Raw genomic sequence first — 25789 nt, forward strand, 5'->3', positions numbered from 1 at the left:
AGCCCTAAATGGATTAGTTCCGGTATTTTTGTTCCCAAACGTATTAGCACGTGAGCAGTGAAATTCATACCCGCGACCTCGTCAAGATATACCGCAACCGTACTGTTGTAAACCATGTTTCCGTCAGCGTAAAACAGGGAGAGATCGTTGGATTGCTGGGGCCCAATGGAGCCGGTAAAACAACTACCTTTTACCAGGTGGTAGGGCTCATCAAGCCCGACGAAGGACAGGTATTCCTCGATGATATCGAGATCACCCGCCTGCCTATGTACAAAAGGGCACAATTGGGCATCGGCTACCTGCCCCAGGAGGCTTCTGTTTTCCGGAAACTCACGGTAGAGGAAAATATCATGGCGGTGCTCGAAATGACCAAATTGAGGAAGGCCGAGCAAAAAGAAAAGCTGGAAGCCCTGCTCGATGAGTTCCGCCTGCACCACGTGCGCAAGAACAATGGCGACAGCCTTAGTGGCGGTGAACGCCGCCGTACGGAGATCGCCCGTGCACTCGCCGTAGACCCCAAATTCATCCTCCTCGATGAACCCTTTGCCGGCGTTGACCCCATCGCGGTAGAAGATATTCAAACCGTGGTGGCGCGGCTCAAATACCGTAATATCGGGATACTCATCACCGACCACAACGTAAATGAAACCCTCTCCATCTGCGACCGTGCCTACCTGCTGATCGATGGAAAGATCTTTAAGCATGGCACAGCCGAAGAACTGGCGGAAGATGAACAGGTACGCCGTCTCTATCTCGGCCGCAACTTCGAGCTGAAACGAAAAGATTACCTGCACGAAGAGGCTATGAAAGGTGAGATCAACCTATCGGCCCTCAGTGAACGGGAAAACCTCGACTGATCCTCTCGTATTAAAAAACAGTGATAAATAAGGGCGCACAACCGGCTGCGCCACTTACTCTCAGGTTATTTCTTTATTTTGCCAACGGTGAAACTATTATCGCCTGCCATATCATCATTGGCCCGTATGCGGCTTTGGCGCATCGAAGGGTGGAAGAACAATCCTGTCGATGCCCAACGTGAGGTATTGCAGGACCTGGTCACCTCTGCTCAAAACACCGAATTCGGACGTAAATACAACTTTTCGGAGCTGTTTAATATCAAGGCATTCAAGCAAACCGTACCCATCCATGAATATGAGGATATGAAGCCTTATATCCAGCGAAACATGGAAGGGGAACAAAACCTGCTCTGGAATACCCCTATATATTGGTTTGCCAAAAGCAGCGGTACTACCAGCGATAAAAGCAAGTTCATACCTGTCAGCGACGAAAGCCTCGAAGATTGTCACTACAAGGCAGCCAAGGACGTGCTTACTTTCTACTATCAGTTCAATCCCGAGTCGGACCTGCTGACCGGCAAAGGCCTGGTACTCGGCGGCAGCCACACCATCAATCCCCTCAACCAGGAAGCACAATACGGCGACCTCAGTGCCGTACTGCTGCAAAACTCTCCTTTCTGGGGGCATTGGTTGCGCACGCCCGATCTCAGCATTGCCCTGATGGACGAGTGGGAAAGCAAGATCGAGTTGCTGGCGCAAAACACCATCAAAGAGAACGTTACCTCTATATCGGGTGTACCTACCTGGACCCTCGTCCTCTTCCGCCGAATCCTCGAGATCACCGGCAAGAAGACGATGGCCGAAGTGTGGCCTCATCTCGAATTGTATATGCACGGTGGCGTGTCATTCACTCCCTATAAAGAGCAATTCCAAAAGCTCATCGGCAAGCCCATTCATTACCTCGAAATGTACAATGCCAGTGAAGGCTTTTTTGCTGCGCAGGATATTCCGGGCGAAGAAGGAATGCTGCTATTTGTAGACCATGGCATATTCATGGAGTTTATGCCGCTTGAAGAATACGGCAAGCCATGTCCGCAAACCATTGGCCTGCCCGAAGTGGAGCTGGGGAAGAATTATGCGCTGGTCATCAGCACCAACGGCGGTTTATGGCGTTACCTCGTGGGAGATACTGTTCAGTTTACCTCCTTAGCTCCGTTCAGGATCAAAGTGAGCGGACGCCTCAAGCATTATATCAATGCCTTTGGTGAAGAAGTGATCGTTGACAATACCGATAAAGCGGTGGCTATTGCCTGCGGAAAAACAGGCGCCATCGTTAACGATTATACTGCCGCTCCCGTTTATTTCAGCGACAATGGAAACGGCGCCCATGAATGGCTGGTAGAGTTTGAAAAGGAACCTGAGAATTTAGAAGCCTTCACCGCCACCCTCGATGCCGCCCTCAAAAGCATTAACAGCGATTACGAAGCGAAACGTCATAAAGATATAGCCCTGCGAATGCCTATGCTACGCGCCCTGCCCAAAGGCATCTTCAACACCTGGTTGAAGAGTAAAGGCAAACTCGGCGGCCAACACAAAGTGCCCCGCCTCAGTAATGACCGGAAGCACCTGGAAGAAATAATTGCCATCGCCAATCAATAAAATAGGGCTGCTGTTGCCTCGCTTCCATAACATCGCCACGTTTCCAGATTGCCGCCCCTCAGGAACCTTAAATTGTTGAAATTGGATGTTTTCTATACATTCGGGCCTTAATTTAAAACCAATATGAAGTTACTGGAGAACAAAGTGGCCATTGTTACAGGTGCAGCCCGGGGCATCGGGGAGGCCATCGCACTCAAGCTGGCCGAACATGGCGCCCACGTGGCCTTTACCTATATCAGCGATAGCAGTGCTGAAAAAGCCCAAGCCTTACAACAAAAAATAGAAGCACTCGGTGTAAAAGGAAAAGCATATCAAAGCAATGCTGCAGATTTTGCCGCTAGTGAAACCTTCGTAAACGACGTTACCAAAGAATTCGGAACGATAGATATATGCGTCAACAATGCCGGCATCTCTAAAGATAATCTGCTGCTGCGCATGAGCCAGGATCAATGGGATGACGTGATGAACGTAAACCTGAAGAGTGTATTCAACATGACCAAGCAGGTCATTCGCCCCATGATGAAGGCTAAAAAGGGTTCCATCATCAATATGAGCTCTATCATCGGTATCCGTGGTAATGCAGGCCAAAGCAGCTACGCCGCCTCCAAGGCAGGTATCATCGGCTTTACCAAATCTGTAGCCCACGAGCTCGGCAGCCGCAATATCCGTTGCAATGCCATTGCCCCCGGCTTCATCGAAACCGACATGACCCACTACCTGAAAGACGGCGATGCTTCCAAAGCATTCCTGGAGAAAATTCCTTTGGGCCGTTTTGGGAAGGCAGAAGAGATTGCCGACACCACATTATTCCTCGCGTCGGACCTTAGCTCTTACATCACCGGACAGGTCATCAGTGCCTGCGGCGGTTTGAATATTTAATAGAAAGGGCGGTGAACTTCACCGCCCTTTTACTTTTTTATACTTTCTTCCGCAGGGAAGCGATTGCGTTCTTGCTAAAGGTACTCAGCACCAGCCTCCCGCTGATAGCCGCTCTTTCTGCGAGCAGCTGATCCCAATGATCGGTGCCCTTCCACAAAACAAGCTTCAGTTCATGCATGGCGTCGGGACTTGAATGGGCCAGCGAATGAGACAACCGTTCAATGCTTTCATCCATATCGGTAGGGGTGCTGTGCAATTCGGCAAACAGGCCTTTGCGCTTGGCCCAGTCGGCACTACGCCACATGGTGGCATCGATAGACAAGTGACCAAAGGCTGCCGAACCGATCTTGCGTTCTACTGCCGGCCCCACCACAAAAGGGCCAATACCGATAGCCAGCTCACTCAGCTTTACGTCTGCCCCCTCGGTGGCAATGGCATAATCGGCGGCGGCGGCCAGCCCCACCCCTCCGCCAACACACTTGCCATGGATGCGGGCAATGATGAACTTGGGGCATTTGCGCATGGCATTGATCACATGGGCAAAGCCGCTGAAAAATTGTAAACCCTCTTCTTTGGTGCTGATGGCAGACAGCTCATCGAACGAGGCGCCCGCACAAAATGCCCCCTGGCCCGATGACCGCAGTACGATCACCCGGGTGTCGCGTTCGTTGCCGGCGCCATGAATAGCATGTGCCAGCTCATCGAGGATCTTGTGGGGTAAAGAATTGCTTTGCGGATGGAAGAACTCGATCGTGGTTATTCCGTTATGCGTTTCCGTCTTTACATAGCCATTTTTTATTTCCTGGATCATACGCTAAGTATTAACGTTATTGTTGTTTAAGTTTAACCATTGTTAAGATAGTGGCAATCGCTACCGGCTCTCCGGTTTGATCGGTTACCTCGACCAGCCATTTTACGATACCCTTCCTCACTTCGTCGCCCTCCTTTTTCTCCTGTACCGTTTTTTCCTTACAAGTAAGCTGTACGCCGATCGTGGTGCCCGCATACACCGGTTTCACAAAACGGCATTCTTCGAGACCATAGTTCAGCAATACCGGGCCTTTCTTTGCATCCACAAACAAACCGGCCGCGGCGCTCAAAATGAAGTAGCCATGGGCTACCGGCTTTTCAAAAATGGTGCCCTCCAATGAGGTGTGATCGGTATGCGCATAAAAATGATCCCAGCTTACGTTGGCAAAGTTCACGATATCAGCCTCCGTAACGGTACGTTTATGCGTAATCACGGTGTCGCCAATGGACAGCTCTTCGAAGTATTTGCGGAATGGATGTTTTTCGTCTTCTGTAACAGCAGCGCCTTTCTGGTAAACATTGGTAACGGCCGTAATCATCGTGGGGGATCCCTGCAGCGCTACGCGCTGCATATAATGTTTAACACCACGCACACCTCCCATCTCTTCTCCGCCGCCGGCCCGTCCCGGCCCTCCATGCACCAGCATGGGTAAGGGCGATCCGTGCCCCGTGCTTTCCTTAGCGCAGTCATTGTTCAACACGAGAATACGGCCATGGTGGGCGGCAGCACCCAGTACGAATTGCCGGGCAATGGATTGATCGGCTGTAACGATCGAACAAACCAAAGACCCTTTTCCCTTCCTGGCCAGCTCGATGGCCTCTCCCAGCGATTGATAGGGCATGATCGTGCTCACCGGCCCGAAAGCCTCTACTTCATGAACAGCTGTATCCAAAAAAGGTTTTTCATTCAGCAACAATAAAGGGCTCATAAAAGCGCCTTTCTCAGCATCGGCATCCAGCACCTGTACACTGTCGAGCGAACCGAAGATGATCTGCGATGAAGCCAGCAGTTTCTGCACCTGGCTCCTCACTTCCTCCCGTTGCGATTGGCCTGCCAGGGCACCCATACGCACCTGCTCATTCAGCGGATTGCCGATGGTGGTTTGCGCCAGGGCCTTGCTCAATGCTTTACTGATATCATCCAGCTTACCGGCTGGTACAAAAATGCGCCGGATAGCTGTACATTTCTGCCCGGCCTTTACCGTCATTTCCTTGCGTACCTCTTTGATAAAAATGTCCCACTCCGGCATGCCGGGTATTACATCTTCTCCCAGTACGATACAGTTCAAGGAGTCGGCTTCCATATTGAAAGGGACACTTTCGGCCAGCACCTGCGGATGCGATTTCAGTTTCAGGCCGGTAGATGCGGAACCGGTAAAGGTGATGACGTCCTGCGATTGAACATAATCCAGCAGATCGCCCGCCGATCCGCACAGCAGTTGCAGCGACCCCTCGGGCAAAATGCCCGAAGCGATAATTTCCTTAACGACAGCTTCGGTGAGGAAGGAGGTTACGGTGGCGGGCTTTACGACCGCGGGCATACCGGCCAGCAGGTTCACCGCAACCTTCTCCAGCATACCCCATACGGGGAAATTAAAGGCATTGATGTGAATGGCTACGCCTTCACGGGGCACCAGGATGTGTTGACCCATAAAAGAACCCTGCTTGCTGAGGCCGATCGCATCACCGTCAGTACAAAAGGGTTCATCGGGAAATTGCCGCCGTAGGGAGGCATAGGAAAACAGGTTACCGATACCGCCTTCAATGTCGATCCAGCTATCAGTTTTTGTAGCGCCGGTTTGATAGCTGATCCGGTAAAAGGTTTCAAGATGATTGCGGAGGTGAAGCGCCAGCGCCCGCAGCATACGGCCACGCTCGTGAAAGGTAAGTTTGCGCAGGGCCGGGCCGCCGGTTTGCCGGCCATGCTCCAGGATCGCTTTGAAATCGAGCCCGGCAGTAGACGCATGGCCGATCAACGATCCGTTGACGGCATCGTACAACGCCTGTCCGGATCCATCGCCGGTGATCCAACGGCCGGTAACATAATTAGACAGTTTAGACATATAGCAACACAATTTATTGAGCAAAGAACGGCAGGGAATGGGCAGTCAGAGCAATGCCATAAGTCCCGGCCGGAATACTAAAATACTGTAAAGCATCTAATCAACCGGCAACGTATTTTTGTAGCAGATTTACAACAGGTTAATAAAACAAATTATTATGCATAGCAAGATAAAGTTATTCGTGATGGCCGGCGTGCTGACCACCCTGGCTTGCAACGACGCCGCCACCGATAAAGGTCGAGCGGATGGCTATGGCGACAAACCGCAAACGAAGGTGGACTCTCTGCATCACGAAGTGATGGAAGGCCACGATATAGGCATGGCAAAAATGGGTAAGCTGCGGAAATCCATCGCCCTGATCCAGCAGCAGCAGGATAGCATTCAAAAACTACCTGCCGCCAAACAGGATCAAACGTATCTGCAGGCGCTTGCGTCGGTGAAAGAAGAGCTTACCAATGCCGATAAGGCCATGAACGACTGGATGGAAGGGTACAAGGTCGACTCAGCCACACAAAATGAAGCGCAGCGCATAGAATACCTGAAATCGGAAAGGGACAAAGTGGCGATCGTAAAAAATAAGATACTTTCCAGTATACAGCGGGCCGATTCACTCCTCGCCAGGCAGCCTTAAGCAGGAGGAGTCAATGCTACGGAAGCAGTGCCCGCCCTGTACCTATTAAGCTCAATCTGCAGAACTGGCGGAAATATCATGTGCCAACGGCATCATTCTGCCAGCATGTGCTGGCCAATCCCCCATTCACCCCTGCCTCGATGCCAGCCTGACAGAAAAACGGATTGGTCGAAAGTTTGACGGCATTACAGCATGGAAAACTTAATACCGGTTCAGCTGGTGCAGCACACGGATGCAGCCCTGCTGGATGCCTACTCGCAAACCATTACCGGCGTCGTCAATTCCATTGCCGATGCCGTTGTTCATATACAGGTTACCAAAAAAGTAGTGGACCGCCAAACCAGGCAAGAGCGCCTGATGCCGGGCAGCGGCTCTGGATTCATTATATCCTCTGACGGATTTATCGTTACCAACCACCACGTGATTGAGCAGGCCACCTCCATAAAGGCGGCACTGGCCGATGGTCGTGTCGTAACCGCCGAACTCAAAGGCGCCGACCCTTCGACTGATATCGCAGTGCTAAAGATCTATGAAACCAACCTCAAAGCGTTATCCTTTGCCGATTCAGCACAATTGCAGCCGGGGCAGATCGCCATTGCCATAGGCAACCCACTGGGCTTGCAGCATACGGTGACAACCGGCGTAGTGAGTGCCCTGGGCCGCACACTGCGTGCCTCCAATGGCAGGCTCATCGACGACATCATTCAAACGGATGCGGCCCTCAATCCGGGTAACTCCGGCGGGCCGCTCGTTAACTCGCTGGGCCAGGTGATCGGTGTCAATACAGCGATGATACCGACTGCGCACGGCATCTGCTTTGCCGTGTCATCGAACCTCGCCGCCTATGTAGCCGGCAAACTGATCATACACGGCAGTGTAAAACGTGCCTGGCTTGGTATTGCCGGCCAATCGGTAAACCTGACCGAACGGATGCGTGCGGCAAATAAACTCGCCAACCACACAGGAGTTTACGTCTATGAAATAGTGGCCGATGGTCCGGTCTACAACAATGAGCTGCGTACGGGAGATATCATCGTAGGTTTTGGCGAAAAAGCGGTGACCTCGGTCGATGACCTGCACAAACAGCTCAATGAACAGGTGATTGGCCAGCGAACACCGTTGCAGGTATTGCGGGGTGGCCATAAACATACCATCACAGTAATACCCGGGCAAATGAAATAAAACGCCTCACGGAATAAAAAATGGCTACCGGTTGCGGTAGCCATTTTCTTTTTTGCATACAGTCGTACTTATCGTACGATCATCTTTCTCAAATAGCTCTTGTTATCGTGCTGCACCTGCAGCAGGTAAACGCCGGAAGGAAGTTTGCCAGCATTGACGGCTTTCGTATAGCGGCCGATGAAACCGGGCGTACGGTTTTGATAAACCTTTTGACCAATGACATTGACGATCGTAATGTCGAGGTCAGCTTTGCGGGTAACCGAGAAATCGAGGGTGAACCTGCCATCATTCGGATTGGGCATCACCTTCAGTCCGATCTCTGCCGGGTCGATATTGGGAATACCAGTAACGCCGTACTGAATTTCGTTGGAGGTACTGTTGCAACCCAATGGCGACGTGATGATCGTTTTATATTTGCCGTTATCGCTGGCTTCGATCGTTTGCGTAGTGGCTCCGGGGATTTCTATATCGTTCACATACCATTGATTGCCGGTGGCAATGCTGCTGGTAAATGTTTTACCGTTGAGCGTGATCACCGGTGTGGGCACTACAGTCGCTACCACCGGAACCCTGTTGCTGGCACAACCATTCAGGCTCACCTTGGTGTCGTATACGAAATAGTAGAAGCCCTTGTATTGGTCGGGGTTGGAATTGCCGCCCTGGCTATTTCCCGTATAGGAGAAAATATTGGGAATAGAGAAGGGATACGGGCTCGGATTCGTGGTGACGCCATTATTCCTGAAAAGCGTGGCGCCGCCTTCTGTTTGAATGATCAGGATATGATCGCCCGGATCTGGTACCGGAAGGTTAACGACATGCACTGCGCCATTGTCGGTACCGGCAATATTGGTCGCTTCCACGTTCAGCACAACGCTTGAAATAGGTGTAAAACGGTAAGAGCCGCCGGTGCCCACCCATTCCGAGAAGTCGGCCACCGTGAGTGTCACTTTGCCGGGAGCGCCAACATACAGCTTCACCCTTTCGATCGTCAGAGGAACCGAAGAATTGAATTTCATGAATGTACCGGTAGAGGTTGTATAAGAACCCGCACCAAGCGTGCTCTTATCGGCCGGCCCTACTTTGCCATCGAGATCGTTTCTGCCGGCATAATACGTTTTATCTGCCCTGATAACACTCGTAAAGGCGGTACTGCCTACAGCGATTGGGTTGGTAGCGGTAGCGCTTTCATACCAAAGGATGATATCGGATCCGGCATTGGTAGCCTGCAAAATAACGCTGGTATTGTTACACACTTCAGCTGCTGCAATCGGGTTGGCTGGTGCGCCACTGATCGGGACAGCAGCAGCGAGTTCGTCGTTGCTGGCATTTTGATCGCCTGCTATCGTGGCCTTGGCGGTGATCGTATAGGTTTTGCCCGCGAGTGCGTTGAATGGCGTTTGGAAAGTGTACAACACTTCTTCCGAGGCTGCTACCGAAGGAGCAAAAGTGCCGCTCAGGTTCGTAATCAGGGTGCCACCGTCTTTCACGGAGCCGGTGAGGGCGATATTCGATTTTGGGTTGTTGCCCAGGTTACGGAAGCGGATCGTTACGTATTGCTGGTTATCCGCACAACCTGGATTGGTAGGTGCCACGATCGCGGTTACGGCAAAGTCATTCGAAGGCGCGGCATAGCGTATGCGGTAATCCTGTGTTTCGCCTTTGCCATAAGGGCCACAGGGGGCCACATCGTTGGGGTTCGAAGTTTCCTGCACGATGATGCGCAGCACCCCATAATTGCCTGCCACCAATCCGGCCGGTATGGAAACGTTGGCCGAGTATACGCCATTGCCGTTGATCACCGGGCTGGTGCCCAATAGTTCACCGGCATCGGTGAAGTCGCCATCGCTATTGATATCGAGCCAGGCTTTCACCACCTTATCGACAGCGCCGCCCGAACAGGCATTCACCCGTACGTAAATGGGAACAGTGCTATTGGGTTCAACAGTGCCGGTGATCGTGGTGAAATTATTGTAACCCGCACAACCAGGTGCATTCAGCTTTTCGATGCCGCCAAAGGCCACACTGTCGATACGTGCGCCATTGGGAGTGGTAGGTGCCGAATTATTACAGTAGGCTGCACCGCCCACACCGCTTGCGATGAGGGAGTATGCCTGGGAACCGCCGGAGAGTGTGCCCTTGTGCGAAATGGTAATGCGGTAAGTAGCGCCGGGTTCTACATCTGGCACAGCAATCTGCTCAACGTTGTCGAGCTCGTTATTGCCACGGGTAGCTGCTGCAGATGGAGAAGCGGGGTTCAGTATCCAGGGCATATACGTAGTGGCCCCTTTGGTGATGCGGATATCCAGATCGTTGATCAGTTTGCGGGTATCATTGTCGATCTCTGAGGGGCCTATCGCTCCCTTGGGATCGGTCCAGCAGATGGTAACCTTCAACTCTCCGGTACCGGATGCTACTACATCGAAGCTTTCCGATTGTGCATTGGCCAGCGACTTTTCCTGGATGAGGAATTTGTTGCCGCTGTTGGCGCCGGAAATGTGCCGGGCTGCATTGCCCATATTGATCACGCCCCAGCCATATTGATAATCGGGACCCGTAGCAGGGCCTGCTTCATCGGCCGTCTGTATCACCAACGCCTTCAGCGTAGCAGAACGCAAATAGGTGCCGGGGTGTAATTGGGAATAGTGTTCCTGCAGCAATAACAAAGAACCCGCAGCAGAAGGCGAAGCCATAGAGGTTCCGCTATAGATGGCATAGGCAACGTCGGTAGTGCCGATCGACGATAAGAGGTTTACGCCATCCGCCACCACATCGGGTTTGATGCGGCCATCATCGGTAGGTCCCCAGCTGCTGAAGGTGGAGATCACCGCGTCCTGCGGCTTGTTATAGCCCGAAGGGATGGGATTGATAGCGCCAACGGTCAGGATGTTTTTGGCGGTGGCGGAAGTAGGAAGAATATCATATCCATCATTGTTGGAGATGCCGGTGGGGCGTGCGCCTGCATCGATCAACTGGTTGCTGCTGTTATAGCGCCAGTAGTTTTGACCCACCGCCGGACCATTTTGGTTGCGGTTGTTACCGGCCGATTTTACGATGAGGTGATAAGGGGCATTGAAAGCCATATCATCCCAGGCCTGTGCCTCATCATTATAATAACCGAACTTATAATCTTCATTGGTATTCCACTGTCCCCTGAATTCCCAGCGGGTTTGCGCGGAGTTGTAATACCAGCCCGAGATGGTGCCGTAGGAGTGATTGGAGATCAGCATACCGTTGCTCGATTCCACCAGCATCTCGTTGATGTTGTTGGTGAAGTCGTACACCAGCAGTTCCTGCATGCCGTACGACATCCCTTTTGCCTGGGGATTGACGCCTGCCGCAATGAGCGTACCCGAAACGTGGGTGGTGTGATCGCTGATCGCACTATTGTTCTTGTTGTTAACCCGGCCAGTCAGTTCCACATGGGTAGGCCTGGCACGTCCGCCGTCCCAAACCCCCAGCTTACCCTTGAGGGAAGCCGAAGAGCCCGACAGCGACAGGCCCAGGCCGCCGCCACTCCACAACCTGCTGGTGCCAATTGTATTGGCGGCCGTGAGGTTGCTTTCCGTACTCGTATATAAAGGGTAACCCTGGGCATCGATGCCGGTTAGCCGTACCGTTTCGCCAAATTTATTCTTGAAAGCAAGCGGCCATTTCTTTTCACTGGCAACTCTCTGCAATTGAACAGCAAGTTCCCTGTCTTTCTTTTCCTGCTCGGCAGCCGCCAGTCTTAAAGTATTCGTACGGGTAACGGTTTGTGCATGCACACCGGTACAAACTCCACTAACAAGCAAAAGGATGGGTACAAGTTTCCGCGTAGGCATAAAGTTTTAGCTGTTGGGTAAAAAACGATAAATTAGAAATCCCGGTTGTCGAAAGCTCCCTAAATTTAAACATAAACACACCGAAAATGATCAAAAAGCCTGTAAAACCATTGTTATTGCTGCCCTTGTTCATCTTCCTGTCCTCATATACGTGCATTTTCGGAAAAAAGGAAGGCATCAGGGGTACAATTTATAGGGTACAGGGCAACCAGATGCCTGCCCCGGGAGAGCCGTCCACCCAGCCGCAGCCCTACCAGGCTACCCTCTGCATTTACCAGCTCACCAATGTAACCCAGGTGCAAAAAGATGATAAGGCATCCTTTTACAAAGCCATACACACAAAGCTGGTGAAAGAAGTGCAGTCGGGCAAAAAGGGAACTTTCAAGGTAAAGTTACCGCCCGGCCAATATTCACTCTTCCTCAAAACGGAAAACCTTTATTACGCCAATCTTTTTGATGACAAGAACAACATTGCGCCGGTAATAGTGGTGAAGGGAAAGTATTCCGAGATTGATGTGAAAGCCGATTGGGGAGCTGTTTATTAAACATGTCTTTTGATCAATGAGGCAAGTACTACACTAAAAAAACTCCCCCAGCCCGGGGCTGGAGGAGCACAATCATCCGAACAAAACTTATTTTAATTACCATTTGTTCCTGCGGTCACGGTCGTCGTTGTTACGGCCATAGTCGTGGTCATTGTCGCGGTCACGGCCCCACCTGTCATCGCGGTCATTACCTTCGAAGCCCGATTTTCTGATCACCACATAATCATTCCGGTTCACATTCAGGTTCACGGTTTGGTCGGGAGCAACGAACACGTTGTTGCTGAAGAGTACCTTGGTTTTCGACCTTCCGAAGAAACCACCCCGCTCCATGCGGTAGATCTCTACATGGTGATTACCGGGTCGGATGCTGTTCAGTACAAAATCATTCCGGTCGAGGTTGTATCGTTGCCCGTCGATCTTCACGAACAGGGTAGCGTAACTATTGCTGGTGACGGAGATCTTTCCCTTTTTCGGACGATCAGCACCAAAAGAAGCAGCACTAAGACCAATCAGGATCGCTACGAGTGTAAAGAGCTTTTTCATAACTTGTTTCCTCCATTTTGTTTTTATACTGTAATAGATCGGAAACAGCTCTACCCGTTTACAAAAGCATTGTTAAAGCCGAAAACGGTTTTCATGAGCCCTGATGAAACCATGTTATAGCATGCTCATACAGGCAATACAACATCTGGGACATGTTGTGTAGATACCCAAATAAAATCTTCCTAAACTTGTACACCTAAGTGCTCTGATTAAACTTGGATTGGGTTCAAAGCATTTAGACATACGGTCGGGAGGGGTCTTTACCCTTCCCTTTTTTATGGGGCTGCTATGCGTGGCCGCAATAAACCTGAATATGTAATAAAGCAGAAGGCTGTACCGGTTGATCCGATACAGCCTTCTGTATAATTCAAACTCAAAAGATCATTTATGCCAACTGGCGGGCTTCGATCTGCCTACTCAGCGATTGGAAGATATCATCGATACCACCAACACCCTTTACATACACAACCTTGCCGAAGCCTGCATAATAGCTGGCAACAGGGGCAGTCTTGTTTTCGTACTCCACCAGCCTTGCGCGGATCACGCTCTCATCGGTATCGTCGCTGCGGCCAGAGCTTTTGCCACGGTTCAGCAAACGTTTTACCAGTTCTTCCTGATCTACTTCCAGCGCCAGCACAATGGAAATGCCTGCGCCTTTGCCCGACAGGAGCGTGTCCAGGGCTTCTGCCTGTGCCACCGTACGGGGGAAACCATCAAATAAGAAACCTTTGGCCTGGGAGTTGGCTTCGAGGGCCGAGTTGATCATTCCGATCACCACCGCATCCGGAACCAGTTGTCCCTTGTCCATAAAGCTTTTTGCTTCCAGACCCAGTTTGGTCTGATTAGCAATTTCTTCGCGCAGCAGGTTACCCGTGCTAAGATGGATCAAACCATACTTCTCAATAAGTTTTTCCGACTGCGTTCCCTTACCACTTCCGGGAGGGCCAAATAAAATGAGATTAAACATGGTACTTACTTCACTTAATGAATGGACAAATATAAAGCAAGACCGTTAAAAATCCTTTAACAATCGCGGGTTTCTAATTAAAAATCGGTGAGGAAACACGGGCTTCTCTTGTAGAAAAGAAAATGTTAAGTTGTGGTGGTTGTCGCGGACGCGACAACTATTACGAACCCTTGCTACGTAAGTTTGTTATAAATCATGCACATGAAACAGTTTTCGAAATATATTGGCATCCTGTTGCTGGCAACCCTTTTGCAGCAATGCACTTATTCTCAACCCCCGAGTCAGAAAAAAACAACTATGAATAGTTCCAAAAAAGACAGCATCAACCCGGTCTATTCCCGCACGGATTCATCAAAAGTGAACTTGCCCGAAGATGAGTGGAAGAAGGTTCTGTCGGATGAAGTGTACTACATCGCCCGCCTCAAAGGCACTGAGCGGCCAGGCACCAGCCCTTTTGAGCATTCAAAAGAGATTGGCACCTATTATTGCGCAGCCTGCGGAAACCCGTTGTTCAAAAGTGACACGAAGTTTGAAAGCGGCTGTGGATGGCCCAGTTTTTATGCTCCCATCAGCAAAACCAGCATCATTTACCTGCCCGATAATACGCACGGTATGGTCCGTACAGAGGTTGAATGTGGCCGCTGCAAAGCGCATTTGGGTCACGTATTTGAAGATGGACCACCACCAACCGGCTTGCGCTACTGCATCAACGGGGTAGTGCTCGATTTTGAAAAGGCCAAAGAGGCAGAGACCAAATACAACGAAAAGAGTAAAAAGAGCGAATAATTCAGATGCGCCGGAAGGCACAGGAAGCAGTCCAGGACGGACTGCTTCTTTTTTTATAATCTACTCAGGATCAACATGTTTTTAAAATGACAATGATGGCGTGTCTTTTTCTGAAGTTAGCTTAACATATGTGAGAATCAACTTTTTAGATTGACAAACGCGCACCAGACGCGCACCAAACAGGGACCAAACCCGGAGATATCCCGTATCCCTTCGTCTTTTTTGGGTGTTCATTTCGACTTTGATACGGCTCTGACAGCTCTAAAAGATGGATTTTCCCCAGTCCTCGAATAAATGAACCGATCGGCCCCCATTCACGCCACATAATCAACGCTTCAGTTCAATACTTCGCAGGGCGGCTAAAGTTGCATGTATGGTATAAAACGCTGCCCATCAGCCGCTAACCATTGCTTTACGCACCGGTATCTTCATTAAATGTTAAAGAAATCCAAAGAATTATTTGGTATTGTGTATGGCTTACACATTATATTTGTGTAGTAGATACACATTGTTAACACACCTAAACGAAAGCTTGTATTATGATGCCGAAACGATCGCTTGTGGGGATCCTCATGCTCCTTATGTGCGTCCCGATATTCTCCTGGGCGCAGAGCAAAACCGTTACCGGTAAAATTACCGACGCCTCCAACGGCACCCCGGTAGCCGGTGCCTCGGTCACCGCCAAAGGTTCCAAGGCCGGAACCTCCTCCAAAGCAGATGGCAGTTTTTCCTTAACCGTTCCTGCGGCAACCGCCACCCTCACCGTATCGGGCGTAGGGTTCGAGTCGCAGCAAGTACCACTTGCCGCCGACGTGATTGTGGTAGCCCTGAAAGCCTCTGCAGCCAACCTCAACGAAGTTGTGGTAATTGGCTATGGCACCCAGCGACGCAAAGACGTTACGGGCGCCATCACCAAAGTGAACGCCGAAAAATTAACGTCCATCGCAGCTCCCTCTTTCGAAGCAGCGCTCCAGGGCAAAGCACCTGGCGTGCAGGTGATACAGGGCAGTGGCCTGGCCGGCTCGGGATCTGTGATTCGCATACGCGGTATCGCCTCCATCAGTGCAGGCGCCGATCCTTTGTATGTGATTGATGGAATACCGGTGATTGCCGATGCCTTTTTGCGCAGCAACAGCGGTGGTATGAACCAGAATCCGCTGGCATCCATCAATCCCAACGATATTGAATCTGTCGAAATACTAAAGGATGCAGCCGCTGCCGGTATCTACGGCAGCCGCGGATCGAACGGGGTGATCCTCATCACCACCAAACGCGGTAAAAGCGGTAAGCCTTCTTACAACTACAACAATAAGATCGGCATCTCTACCTATGCCAACAAGCCCGACTTCGTGAGTGGACAGGAATGGTTGCAACTGCGTCAGGAAGCCTGGGAAAATGATGGCAATACCGGCAAAGCGCCACTGCCCGGCGGTCTCACCTGGGATCAGGCCAAGAACAACAATACCGATTGGTGGGATGAGTTGACGCGCACGGGCTTTATCAACGAACACAGCCTGAGCATGACGCAGGGCAACAAACTCGTGAAAAGTTTTATCGGAGCTACCTACAGCGATAACCAAAGCTACCTGAAGAACAACAGCTATACTCGCCTGGGCTTGCGCACCAACTTCGATTTTACCATTACCCCCAAATTCAAAGCCAACGTTAGCTTGGCGTACAACAGGGGTATCAACAAACGGGTGCCCGCAGCGTGGGCCGGTGGTTTGGGCGATGCCATGAGTACGGCACTTCCGATCTATCCCATCTACAACAACGATAAAACCTGGTTTACCGGTGGCTCCAATCCGGTACGCCGCCTCAATGAAACCCTTTGGAGAAATACCGACCATCGCCTCATTGGCGGACTCAACCTCGATTACGAAGTGATCAAAAACCTGAACCTGCGGGTAAGCGGTTCTTACGATTACCTAAGCGGGATCGACGATCAATGGGAGTCTTCCAACTGGATCAACGATACGCAAAAGCCCGGTATCGCCAAACGTTCACCTTACCGCGGTAAGAACTGGGTAGCCTCCGGAACTGCCAATTACAACTGGAGCCCGAACGACGATAACCGTTTCACTTTCCTGGCCGGTATCGAGTTCCAGGAAAAGAGCTTTATCAACCGGGTGTATGTTGAAAAGAACAGCGATAAGCCTTTCTACAAAAACAAATCACTGTACGAGCACGCACTGGATTCTATCAAAAACACGACCACGCCGATTAACGGACCTGCCTATAATGCAGAAACATTCGCGAGTGTCTTTGGCCGTGTTAACTACGTATATAAAGAGCGTTATGCTTTGCAGGCATCGGTACGCCGTGATGGATCATCCAAGTTTGGCCCAAATAAGAAGTACGGTGTATTCCCTACTATCTCTGCCGGTTGGACCATTAGCCAGGAAGAGTTCATGAAAGACCTAACTTTCATCAACTTCCTGAAACTGCGTGCCAGTTATGGCCTCACCGGTAACTCGAATCTGCTGGCCGGCCGCTATTATTACACGTACTATGCCGGCAGCCTGTACAACAACCAATCAACCTGGTATCCTGGTAATATCGGCAACCCCGATCTGGGATGGGAAGAAACCACCAATACCGACCTGGCCATCGAGTTTGCTGTGCTCAACAGCCGCATCACCGGTGAGCTGGCCTATTACCACAAGAAAACAGCCGATCTGCTGTTGAATACTGCGGTATCGCCCTCCAATAGCTTTGGCGATTTTTCTCGCAACGTAGAGGGCGGCAAAATACTTAACCAGGGTATTGAGCTAAGCCTGAACGCGAAACTGATCAACAAAAAAGAACTCACCTTCAGTATTGGTGGCAACATCGCCAAGAACTACAATGAGTTGATCAGCCTTGGTGGTCTGAGTGCCGATGCCGCCGGTGGTGGCAGCAACGATACACGGGTGGTAACCGGCTACCCCGTTGGTACCAATTACCTCGTTCGCTACTATGGCGTTGACCCAGCCGATGGATTACCCATTTGGTATGATAAAGCCGGTAAGCTCACTAAAACATTCAGTCTCGATAACCGCATGCCTGTGGGTTCGGTAGTGCCCGACTTTATTGGTGGCCTCAACCATAACCTCAGTTATAAAGGTTTCGACTTTTCCAGCTTGTGGACATTCACCATCGGTGGCAATATCTATGACGGTTCAGGAAAAAGGCAGGCAGGGGTGATTACCGATTGGACCATCCGCCGCGACCAGCTCGACCGCTGGAGGGAACCGGGTGATGTGGCGAAATTCCCCCGCCTTACGATGAATACCGGAACTTACGCAGGCTTAAGCAGCGAATGGCAATACAACAGTACTATGTTCCTCTACGACGCATCTTATGTGCGTTTGCGCGAATTGTCGCTGGGCTATCGTTTCAGTGCACAATCCCTTTCAAAGCTGCACCTGCGCGGAGCAAGGATCTTCGTTACGGGCATGAACCTGCTTACGTTCACCAAATATCCGGGAGGCGATCCTGAAATTGCCCGTGACTTTGAGAATGCTACCGACCGCAACCTCAGTCCCAACATTACCTACCTCACCCCTCCTCAGCAAAAATCATGGGTGGTAGGGATAAACGTTACATTCTAATCCATAAAAGCACGAACAATGAAAAAAGCGATCTATATAGCGTTGTTGGGATGTGCGGCCCTGTCAGCAGCATCCTGCAACAAGTTCCTGGAAAGAAAGCCAGCCGGAGCCCTGACTGAAGATGAGGCGCTGAAAAATGATGCCGACCTGCAAGCCCTCATCAACGGCGCCTACACCGACTACTCCAATAAAGTGTATAGTGGTAAATTGCAGTGGGTGGAAGACCTCCTGGGCGATCAGGCCAATGGCGCCCTCTATACGGGCGATGATGGAGAGATATTCAAACGAAAAACATCCATCTTCGGCGATTATAAGAATGGCTTGTATACCGATGTGTACCGGCCGGCTTATATCGGTAATAAGGTGCTGGATAACATCACCAAAGCAACCGCCGCGAAGAATGAACTGGAGGGTCAGGCTTACTTCCTGAGGGCCCTGTCTCATTTCGACGCCACAAGACTATGGTCGCAGCCCTGGGGTTTTTCGACCGACAACAGCCACAGCAGTATAGTATTGCGGATGAAATCGACCGTTACACCCGGCGAGCGCAGCACACTCAAAGCTGTGTATGAGTCCATCATTGCCGATCTCAAAAAAGCAGAAACCCTCCTGGGCGATCAGTTGACCCTTGGTAACGCCAACAAATGGGCCGCTAAGGCATTCCTGGCAAGGGTGTACTTCCTGCAGAATGACTTTGCCAATGCGTATGCCTATGCCGACCAGGTCATCAAGAGCAAGAAATTCCAACTCGATGCTTCGTATGCCAACCGCTTCTCGGTAGGCTTATCGAAAGAGATCATTTTTGGGTTCAAGTTCATAGACAACAACCTGTATCCCGGTGCCGAACTCAGGAACCGCTATCGCAGCGATGTAGGGTTTAGTGCACAGGGCAGGTTTCACGTAACGAGCATATTCTATGCTGCCGCCACCACGGCCGGCGATGTTCGTGGCACGGCCTGGTACAGCAATACGCTGCAGGCAGGCTTCAATGTGCTGACGAAATACAACAAAAATAATTTCGATGTACCGGTATTCGGACTTACGGAGATGAAGTTGATCCGCGCCGAAGCAGGAGCCGAGACCAATGCCGATAAAGCCACGGTATTGGCCGATATCAATGATATACTCACACGTGCTTATGGAGGCGCCAGCAAAAATCTTCCCGATGCGGCTGTGGCGGCCACCATCATCAGTACGGCTCGTCGCGAACGTGAGCTGGAGTTGGTAGGAGAAGGCAACCGCACGCTGGAGATAAAACGCATCGGTGCACGCACCGGTATCAATATCGACCGCCGGGGAGCCCGCTGGAATTGTCCCGGCCTGGTATTGCAATTCCCCATCAGTGAACAGGCAGCCAATGCATCCTTCCAGATGAACCAGGAAGGCGGCTGCGATTAATCAACCCATCAACTAACAATTATGCGATCAATATATTTGTTGACAATACTGCTGGCAGGCGGTCTGTTCTTTACCGGATGCCGGCCCGAAGGCTTCGAGCAGATAGGCACTGCCAATGATAACCTCACTGCCATTTCCGGCGCCTGGAAGCTCACCAGGGTTACGCAAACCGACTTCGAGTCGCAGCGCAAAGGGTTTCCCTATGCGGTAGAAGATATCACCACGCTCTTCAATTATACTTCCCTGCAATTGACGCTCACCCTCAATGCGGGCGCGCCAGGCAATTTTACCATCAACAATGGCACGGCGCCACCCATCACCAGCATTACTTCGGGTAGCTGGAATGTGGATGATCTCAAAACACCCAAAGCGATCACGTTGAAGAATGGCGCTGTAACCGAAGTAATGACGCTGGGGGGATATCCCAATACCATCAACAGCAAGCTGAAAGTGAAGGTAACACGAAGCGATGTAGAGAGTAACAAAGTACTCATCGTGTATGATTATGAATTTTCCCGTTAACCCTTCAACACAACAATCATGAAAAAGCTTTTAATATTCGCGCTACTCTTGCTGGGTGCAAACCTGGCCAACGCCCAGACCTGTACGTATACGAACTATACCATCAGTCCGGCCACTTACACGGCAGAGGATCAGGTAACCATCAACTTCGATTTTACGGGCACCGACCTGGCGGGTGAAACAGACGTGTACATCTGGACCTGGAGCAATGCCGGCGACGGCATTACCAATACAGATTGGAACAACGCGCCCGCAACAGCCAAATTGACGCCGGTAGCCGGATCGCCCAACAAGTTCACCTTTAAACTGGTGGGCACCACCATGTACAACAAATCACCAGGCCAGCTGAAACAGTTCCAGTTCCTGGGAAAAACAAAGAACGGAAGCAAGAAATCCTGCGATAGCAAAGTCAATGCTTTTGATCCCCTGGTATTCGTACCGAGCATGCAGCGCATTTTCCCTGCGCGTGTAGGACAAAATGATGTTGTGTCGCTTTACTTCCACCAGGACCTGGCCACCACCATCAACGAGCAACGGATGCAACCGGTATCGGTTACTGTAGAGGTATTCGATAACAACGATGTGTCGGCGGGAGCGCCTGTTACGCTGACCGTAAAAAGTGCCGGCGAAAAATTATGGAAAGCCTACTTCATCCCTACCCGATCCTACACCCCGGGAGCAGGAAAGAAGTTCGTTCGGTTTACCTATAAGTTCAACGGAACTGTACAGGATGCCAACAACCAGCCGGTAACCGTAAGCACGCCTGTTGTGGAAGTACCCTTAAACGAAATGAAATAGCCTACACCAAACATTAATAATGATGTTGCGTATGAAAAAGATACTACTACTGGCGCTTTGGACGATAGCCGTATTGGCCGCCTGCCAAAAGCCGGATTATGATACGACCGTTACCGGAGAGTCGATCGGTAATTTTGCATTGAGCTTGCCAGCAACCAATGCTGCCATAGCACTGAATGCCGCTACTCCCACCGCCAAACTGGAGATCACCTGGGCTGCGGCTAAACCTGGCGTTGATAAGGTGCCCACTTACAAATGGGTGGCTGCCGCCAAAACAAACGGTACGCTCGAAACACCTTTACTCGAATTACCGTCCGACAATGGCGGAAAAGATGCGAAACTGACCATTACCCACAAGCAACTGGATGATGCGCTCAAAGCCAAAGGCATCGCCGATGGTGCAAAGACCGAACTGATCTGGAGCATCCAGGCAGATAATGGGTCCACACAGCAAACAGCAACGGAGACAAGGAACATTACCATTACACGGATGAAGGACGGGGCAACAGCATTCATATTGCTGGGGCCGGCTTCCTCTTCATCGCCCATCACCATCAATCCTGTGTCAACGGCAGACAGCGTAAAGTTCAACTGGAGAAGGTCGGTGCCTGCAGCTGGTGCGGGGGCCATCACCTATAAAGTTGTGTTCAGCAAGGACGGTAATTTCGAGGCACCGGTATTCACCATACCGGCTGGCAATACAGGTAAAGACTCGGTGCTGGCGATTGTTGCGAAAGACCTCAATGATACATTGGTAAAATATAATTACGCAGATCTTTCCCAAACGGTCAGTTTGAAATGGACCGTTATTGCGACATCCGGCACCTGGAAACAACCCGCTGATTATGTCAATGAAGTCGCTTTCCTGCGAGAGATCAACTTCTACCTCGTGGGAAGCGTAAATGACTGGAGCATCGACAACCCCCTGAAAATGGTGGTGGATCAAAAAGCCGATCGCTATGGAACGGTGTTCTATACCTACATCAAACTGTCCGACAATGCCGAGTTTAAATTCTTCAAAACCAAGGGCGACTGGAGTTCGGGATATGGTGATAATGGAGCAGGTGCAACAGCAGGAAGTTTTAAGACCGCGTATAATGTGGGGGGCAACATCAAGGTGGCCACCGGCGGCATCTACCGGCTCACCATCGATACAAAGAACAACCTGGCTTATGTGCAGCCGAAACAGGTAGGGGTAGTAGGTGGCATGCAGGGCTGGGATGCAAAAGCACCCGTCTATGGTACCTATATGCAACGCGATAAATTCCTGATACTCGCCAGCTCCAGCGGTACCGATCAATTTAAATTCCACGACGGATCGCTTGGCGCCGTATGGACTTTCGGCATTGGCGACGATCGTTGGTGGGGACTTGCCACCAATGGTAAGCTGGGGCATGAAGGAGCACCCGAACCCACTGAAGTGAATATCGTGGCACCCTATGCACCGGTTACCCGGTTGATCTGGGATGGCTCCAACCCACAGCAAATTGGGTACAAAGCCTACCAGGGCAAGTTACGCATCGTGGGCAGCACTGCACAAGTTGGTAGCTGGACGCCCGGCAACGCGCTCGACATGGATTACCAGGGCAATGGTGTTTGGAAGAAGACCGTCACCTTCGCTGGCGCTACGGAATTCAAGTTCGTTATTGCGGAAGGTTGGGACCTCAATTATGGAGTAGACGTTCCCGAAGCGTCTGGTACGCCCGGCACTTTGAAAGAAGGCGGCGGCAACATCACCCTCGGCGCAGGCACCTATACCATCACGATCGACGAATACAAAAGAACCTACACGATCTTATAAAAACAGTATAATGACAGGGTTGCCCGCTGCATCGCTTCGCAGCATAGGGCGGGCGACCCTGTACATTCTTACGGGCTACGTCCAAAAACGATTGCAGATGAAGTCATTGGTACTTGTCATATTGTGTGCACTCCTGTCCACCACCGTTCCCGCACAACTGCTCACCACAGCACCGGCATTCCCGGCCGACAATGCCGGCCTTACCATTACGGTCGATTGCAGCAAGGGCAACCAGGGACTGCTGAATTATGGCAATACCAATGATGTATATGTGCACATCGGTGTTATCACCAACCTGAGTACCAGCAATACCGATTGGAAGTATTCGAAATTTGCCTGGGGCACTGCTGATGTGGCTGCCAGGGCCACGTCGATTGCCCCCAACAAGTATCAATACAACATTGGAAATGTCCGGACCTTTTTTAACGTGCCGGCCAGCGAAACCATCCGGAGGATCGCTATCCTGTTCAGGAACGGGGCTGGTGATAAGGTGCAACGGGTATCGGATCCCAATGCCGATATGGGCAATATCTACATTACTGTTTACGACAATGCCCTTAGCGGCAAATTCACATCGCCATCCTTTGAGCCGCGGTTTGTGCCTGTTGCGGAACCCATTGCCAAAACAACCGGCGAAACCATCGACCTTGCCTATATTGCTAATAAGACGGCAGGGTTGAAACTGTTCTTTAATGGAGCGGAGATAGCCAGTGAGGCTACCGGTACATCGCTGCAGGCAAGTGCGCTCATTGCTGCATCGGGCAATCAACAGATCGTTGGGCGCGTAACCGATGGGGTTAACACCCATTCTGATACGATAAACTTCTTCGCGGCGCCGCCCGTCAGCGTGCAGCCTTTGCCCGTCAGGGTACTCGATGGCGTCAATTATGAGCAGGGAGATACTTCGGTAATATTGGTCTTATATGCACCCAATAAAAATAAAGTGTCTGTGTTGGGCGATTTCAACAATTGGACGGAGGCGGCCGGCTACCAGATGAACAAAACACCCGATGGGCTGCGTTTTTGGAAACGTATTACCGCACTGGTCCCGGGCACCGAATATGGATACCAATACCTGGTCGACAATACCCTGCGCATTGCCGATCCCTATACGCACAAGGTGCTTGATCCCAACAACGATCAGTTTATTGCCGCGACTACCTACCCAAACCTGAAGGCCTATCCCGCTGGAAAAACCACTGGTATCGTAAGCCTGTTGCAAACTGCCCGGCCGGCCTATAGCTGGCAGGTGAATAATTTTACACGGCCCGATAAGCGCAACCTGTTGATCTATGAATTACTCCTGCGCGATTTTATAGGTAACCACGACTGGAAGACGCTGAAGGATACGCTGGGCTACCTCAAGCGCCTTGGCATCAATGCCATCGAGCTGATGCCGTTCAATGAATTTGAGGGCAACCTCAGTTGGGGGTACAATCCCTCCTTCTATTTTGCGCCGGATAAATATTATGGTCCGGAAAGGGACCTGAAGGTTCTTATCGACGAATGCCATAAGCAGGGCATTGCCGTGATCATGGATATGGTGCTCAACCATTCGTTTGGCCAATCGCCCATGGTGCAGTTGTATTTTGATGCAGCCAAAGGGCAGCCTGCGGCCGAAAGCCCTTGGTTCAATACAGCGGCTAAACATCCATCTAACGTAGGGTACGACTTCAACCACGAAAGCGCCGCCACCCAGTATTTCGTAAGCCGGGTGGTTGAGTACTGGCTTAAAGAGTATAAACTCGATGGCTTCCGGTTCGACCTCTCTAAAGGGTTTACCCAAAAAGCATCTTGTGACGCTGCTGGTGCCAATTGCAACCAGGCCAATTGGGATGCTTATGATGCCAGCCGTATTGCCATCTGGAAGAAATACTACGATACCATTCAATTGAAATCGGCTGGCAGCTATGTCATTCTTGAACACCTCGGCGTTAACGATGAGGAGAAGGAGCTGGCGAGCTATGGAATGATGCTATGGGGCAATATGAACCATACCTTTAATGAAGCCACCATGGGTTACAATGGCGGATCCGATTTCAAAGGGGCTATACATGTGGACCGGGGATGGAGCCAGCCCAGCCTGGTGTCGTACATGGAAAGTCATGATGAAGAGCGGTTGATGTACAAGAATGTGCAGTTTGGCAATGCGGCCGGCGGCTACAATGTAAAAGATCCGGTAACTGCCCTGCGCCGCAATGAAATGGCGGCAGCCTTCTATTTTGCCATTCCTGGCCCTAAAATGATATGGCAGTTCGGTGAATGGGGATACGATTACTCTATTAATTACTGCGAAAATGGAACCATTAATGATGCCTGCCGTACGAACCCCAAGCCGGTCAAATGGGAATACCAGCAAAGCGCTGATAGGAAAAAGCTGTTCGACGTCTACGGTGTAATGCTTGCTTTGAGAACGCATCCGGCATACCGGAACGGGTTCACTACCGACCGCATATCCTGGAGCCTGAGCAGTACCTTCAAATGGTTGAAATTGACTACTGATACGTCTAATATGCTGGTTGTAGGCAACTTCGATGTGAGCAGCACCACCGGAACAGTAACCTTTCAAAATGCGGGCACCTGGTACGATTACCTCACCGGCCAAACCATCCAGGCCACTGGCAGCGCCCAAAGCATTTCCTTGCAACCCGGCGAGTATCACGTATATTTGAACCGTAACATAACAAATATTCTTACGCCCGTTTCCGACCTGGACGATATGGATAAGAATACCCGGTTAAGCATCTACCCTAATCCGGTTACATCGAACTCTACTATTGAATTTGAACTACCGCTCAATACGGAAGTAGCCTTATCCTTGCTGCATTCTAATGGCCGGTTACTTGCCTACCTTAAAGCAGGTTTCAAAGCCAAAGGAGTTCATCAATTACCTTTGCACAAATTGAAGCAGTATGGCCTGTCACCAGGGCTTTACTTCATTCGTATGCAATATGGGAACAATAGTATAGTCAAAAAACTTATAATTGATTAAGC

General features: G+C 50.8%; 18 protein-coding genes. 13 read left to right on the plus strand and 5 right to left on the minus strand.

Features of this window, described 5'->3' with window-relative positions; translation table 11 throughout:
• Positions 1 to 50: 50 nt before the first annotated feature.
• The 3 genes from lptB (at position 51) to fabG (ending at position 3335) form a co-directional block, all read left to right on the plus strand.
• A complete protein-coding gene (gene lptB / locus P2H89_RS00600; RefSeq protein WP_275824523.1) occupies positions 51 to 857 on the plus strand; it encodes an LPS export ABC transporter ATP-binding protein in 807 nt (268 codons plus the stop codon).
• Between the two features lie 87 nt (positions 858 to 944).
• The gene (locus tag P2H89_RS00605) at positions 945 to 2456 is read left to right on the plus strand and encodes a GH3 auxin-responsive promoter family protein (protein WP_275824524.1); all 1512 of its coding nucleotides are present in this window, start codon (positions 945 to 947) and stop codon (positions 2454 to 2456) included.
• 123 nt (positions 2457 to 2579) lie between these two features.
• A complete protein-coding gene (gene fabG / locus P2H89_RS00610; RefSeq protein WP_275824525.1) occupies positions 2580 to 3335 on the plus strand; it encodes a 3-oxoacyl-[acyl-carrier-protein] reductase in 756 nt (251 codons plus the stop codon).
• 37 nt (positions 3336 to 3372) lie between these two features.
• Here the strand turns inward: fabG and P2H89_RS00615 are convergent, their stop codons facing one another.
• The gene (locus P2H89_RS00615; RefSeq protein WP_275824526.1) at positions 3373 to 4146 is read right to left on the minus strand and encodes an enoyl-CoA hydratase/isomerase family protein; all 774 of its coding nucleotides are present in this window, start codon (positions 4144 to 4146) and stop codon (positions 3373 to 3375) included.
• 16 nt (positions 4147 to 4162) lie between these two features.
• Positions 4163 to 6208, minus strand: coding sequence for a phenylacetic acid degradation bifunctional protein PaaZ (gene paaZ, locus P2H89_RS00620; RefSeq protein ID WP_275824527.1), 2046 nt, complete (start codon positions 6206 to 6208; stop codon positions 4163 to 4165).
• Between the two features lie 157 nt (positions 6209 to 6365).
• Between paaZ and P2H89_RS00625 the strand changes: the two genes are divergently transcribed.
• The gene (locus P2H89_RS00625) at positions 6366 to 6839 is read left to right on the plus strand and encodes a viral A-type inclusion protein (protein WP_275824528.1); all 474 of its coding nucleotides are present in this window, start codon (positions 6366 to 6368) and stop codon (positions 6837 to 6839) included.
• Between the two features lie 192 nt (positions 6840 to 7031).
• On the plus strand, positions 7032 to 8021 hold the full coding sequence (locus tag P2H89_RS00630; protein ID WP_275824529.1) for a trypsin-like peptidase domain-containing protein: 990 nt from the start codon (positions 7032 to 7034) through the stop codon (positions 8019 to 8021).
• A gap of 68 nt (positions 8022 to 8089) precedes the next feature.
• Here P2H89_RS00630 and P2H89_RS00635 read toward each other — a convergent pair whose 3' ends face one another.
• Positions 8090 to 11842, minus strand: a complete 3753-nt coding sequence (locus tag P2H89_RS00635; RefSeq protein ID WP_275824530.1) for a S8 family serine peptidase — start codon at positions 11840 to 11842, stop codon at positions 8090 to 8092.
• 86 nt (positions 11843 to 11928) lie between these two features.
• Between P2H89_RS00635 and P2H89_RS00640 the strand changes: the two genes are divergently transcribed.
• A complete protein-coding gene (locus P2H89_RS00640) occupies positions 11929 to 12387 on the plus strand; it encodes a hypothetical protein (RefSeq protein ID WP_275824531.1) in 459 nt (152 codons plus the stop codon).
• Positions 12388 to 12483: 96 nt separating this feature from the next.
• Here the strand turns inward: P2H89_RS00640 and P2H89_RS00645 are convergent, their stop codons facing one another.
• Complete coding sequence (locus tag P2H89_RS00645; RefSeq protein ID WP_275824532.1) at positions 12484 to 12930, minus strand: hypothetical protein; 447 nt, start codon at positions 12928 to 12930, stop codon at positions 12484 to 12486.
• Positions 12931 to 13315: 385 nt separating this feature from the next.
• Entirely contained in the window at positions 13316 to 13897 is a 582-nt protein-coding gene (locus P2H89_RS00650; protein WP_275824533.1) for an adenylate kinase, read from the minus strand.
• Positions 13898 to 14194: 297 nt separating this feature from the next.
• On the opposite strand from P2H89_RS00650, the gene msrB reads away from it, so the two are divergent.
• The 7 genes from msrB to P2H89_RS00685 all read left to right on the plus strand — a co-directional run bounded on the left by msrB (position 14195) and on the right by P2H89_RS00685 (position 25787).
• Positions 14195 to 14683, plus strand: coding sequence for a peptide-methionine (R)-S-oxide reductase MsrB (msrB, locus tag P2H89_RS00655; RefSeq protein ID WP_275824534.1), 489 nt, complete (start codon positions 14195 to 14197; stop codon positions 14681 to 14683).
• A 539-nt stretch (positions 14684 to 15222) separates the two neighbouring features.
• Positions 15223 to 18276: a TonB-dependent receptor gene (locus P2H89_RS00660; RefSeq protein WP_275824535.1), complete on the plus strand. Its 3054-nt coding sequence runs from the start codon at positions 15223 to 15225 to the stop codon at positions 18274 to 18276.
• Positions 18277 to 18294: 18 nt separating this feature from the next.
• Positions 18295 to 19674, plus strand: a complete 1380-nt coding sequence (locus P2H89_RS00665) for a RagB/SusD family nutrient uptake outer membrane protein (protein ID WP_275824536.1) — start codon at positions 18295 to 18297, stop codon at positions 19672 to 19674.
• Positions 19675 to 19695: 21 nt separating this feature from the next.
• The gene (locus P2H89_RS00670) at positions 19696 to 20196 is read left to right on the plus strand and encodes a DUF5004 domain-containing protein (protein ID WP_275824537.1); all 501 of its coding nucleotides are present in this window, start codon (positions 19696 to 19698) and stop codon (positions 20194 to 20196) included.
• Positions 20197 to 20214: 18 nt separating this feature from the next.
• Positions 20215 to 20994, plus strand: a complete 780-nt coding sequence (locus P2H89_RS00675) for a hypothetical protein (protein WP_275824538.1) — start codon at positions 20215 to 20217, stop codon at positions 20992 to 20994.
• Positions 20995 to 21025: 31 nt separating this feature from the next.
• Entirely contained in the window at positions 21026 to 22795 is a 1770-nt protein-coding gene (locus tag P2H89_RS00680; RefSeq protein ID WP_275824539.1) for a SusE domain-containing protein, read from the plus strand.
• Between the two features lie 97 nt (positions 22796 to 22892).
• Entirely contained in the window at positions 22893 to 25787 is a 2895-nt protein-coding gene (locus P2H89_RS00685; protein WP_275824540.1) for an alpha-amylase family glycosyl hydrolase, read from the plus strand.
• The last annotated feature ends 2 nt before the right edge of the window (positions 25788 to 25789 follow it).

Source organism: Paraflavitalea sp. CAU 1676 (genome assembly GCF_029223285.1).
Taxonomy (GTDB): Bacteria; Bacteroidota; Bacteroidia; order Chitinophagales; family Chitinophagaceae; genus Paraflavitalea.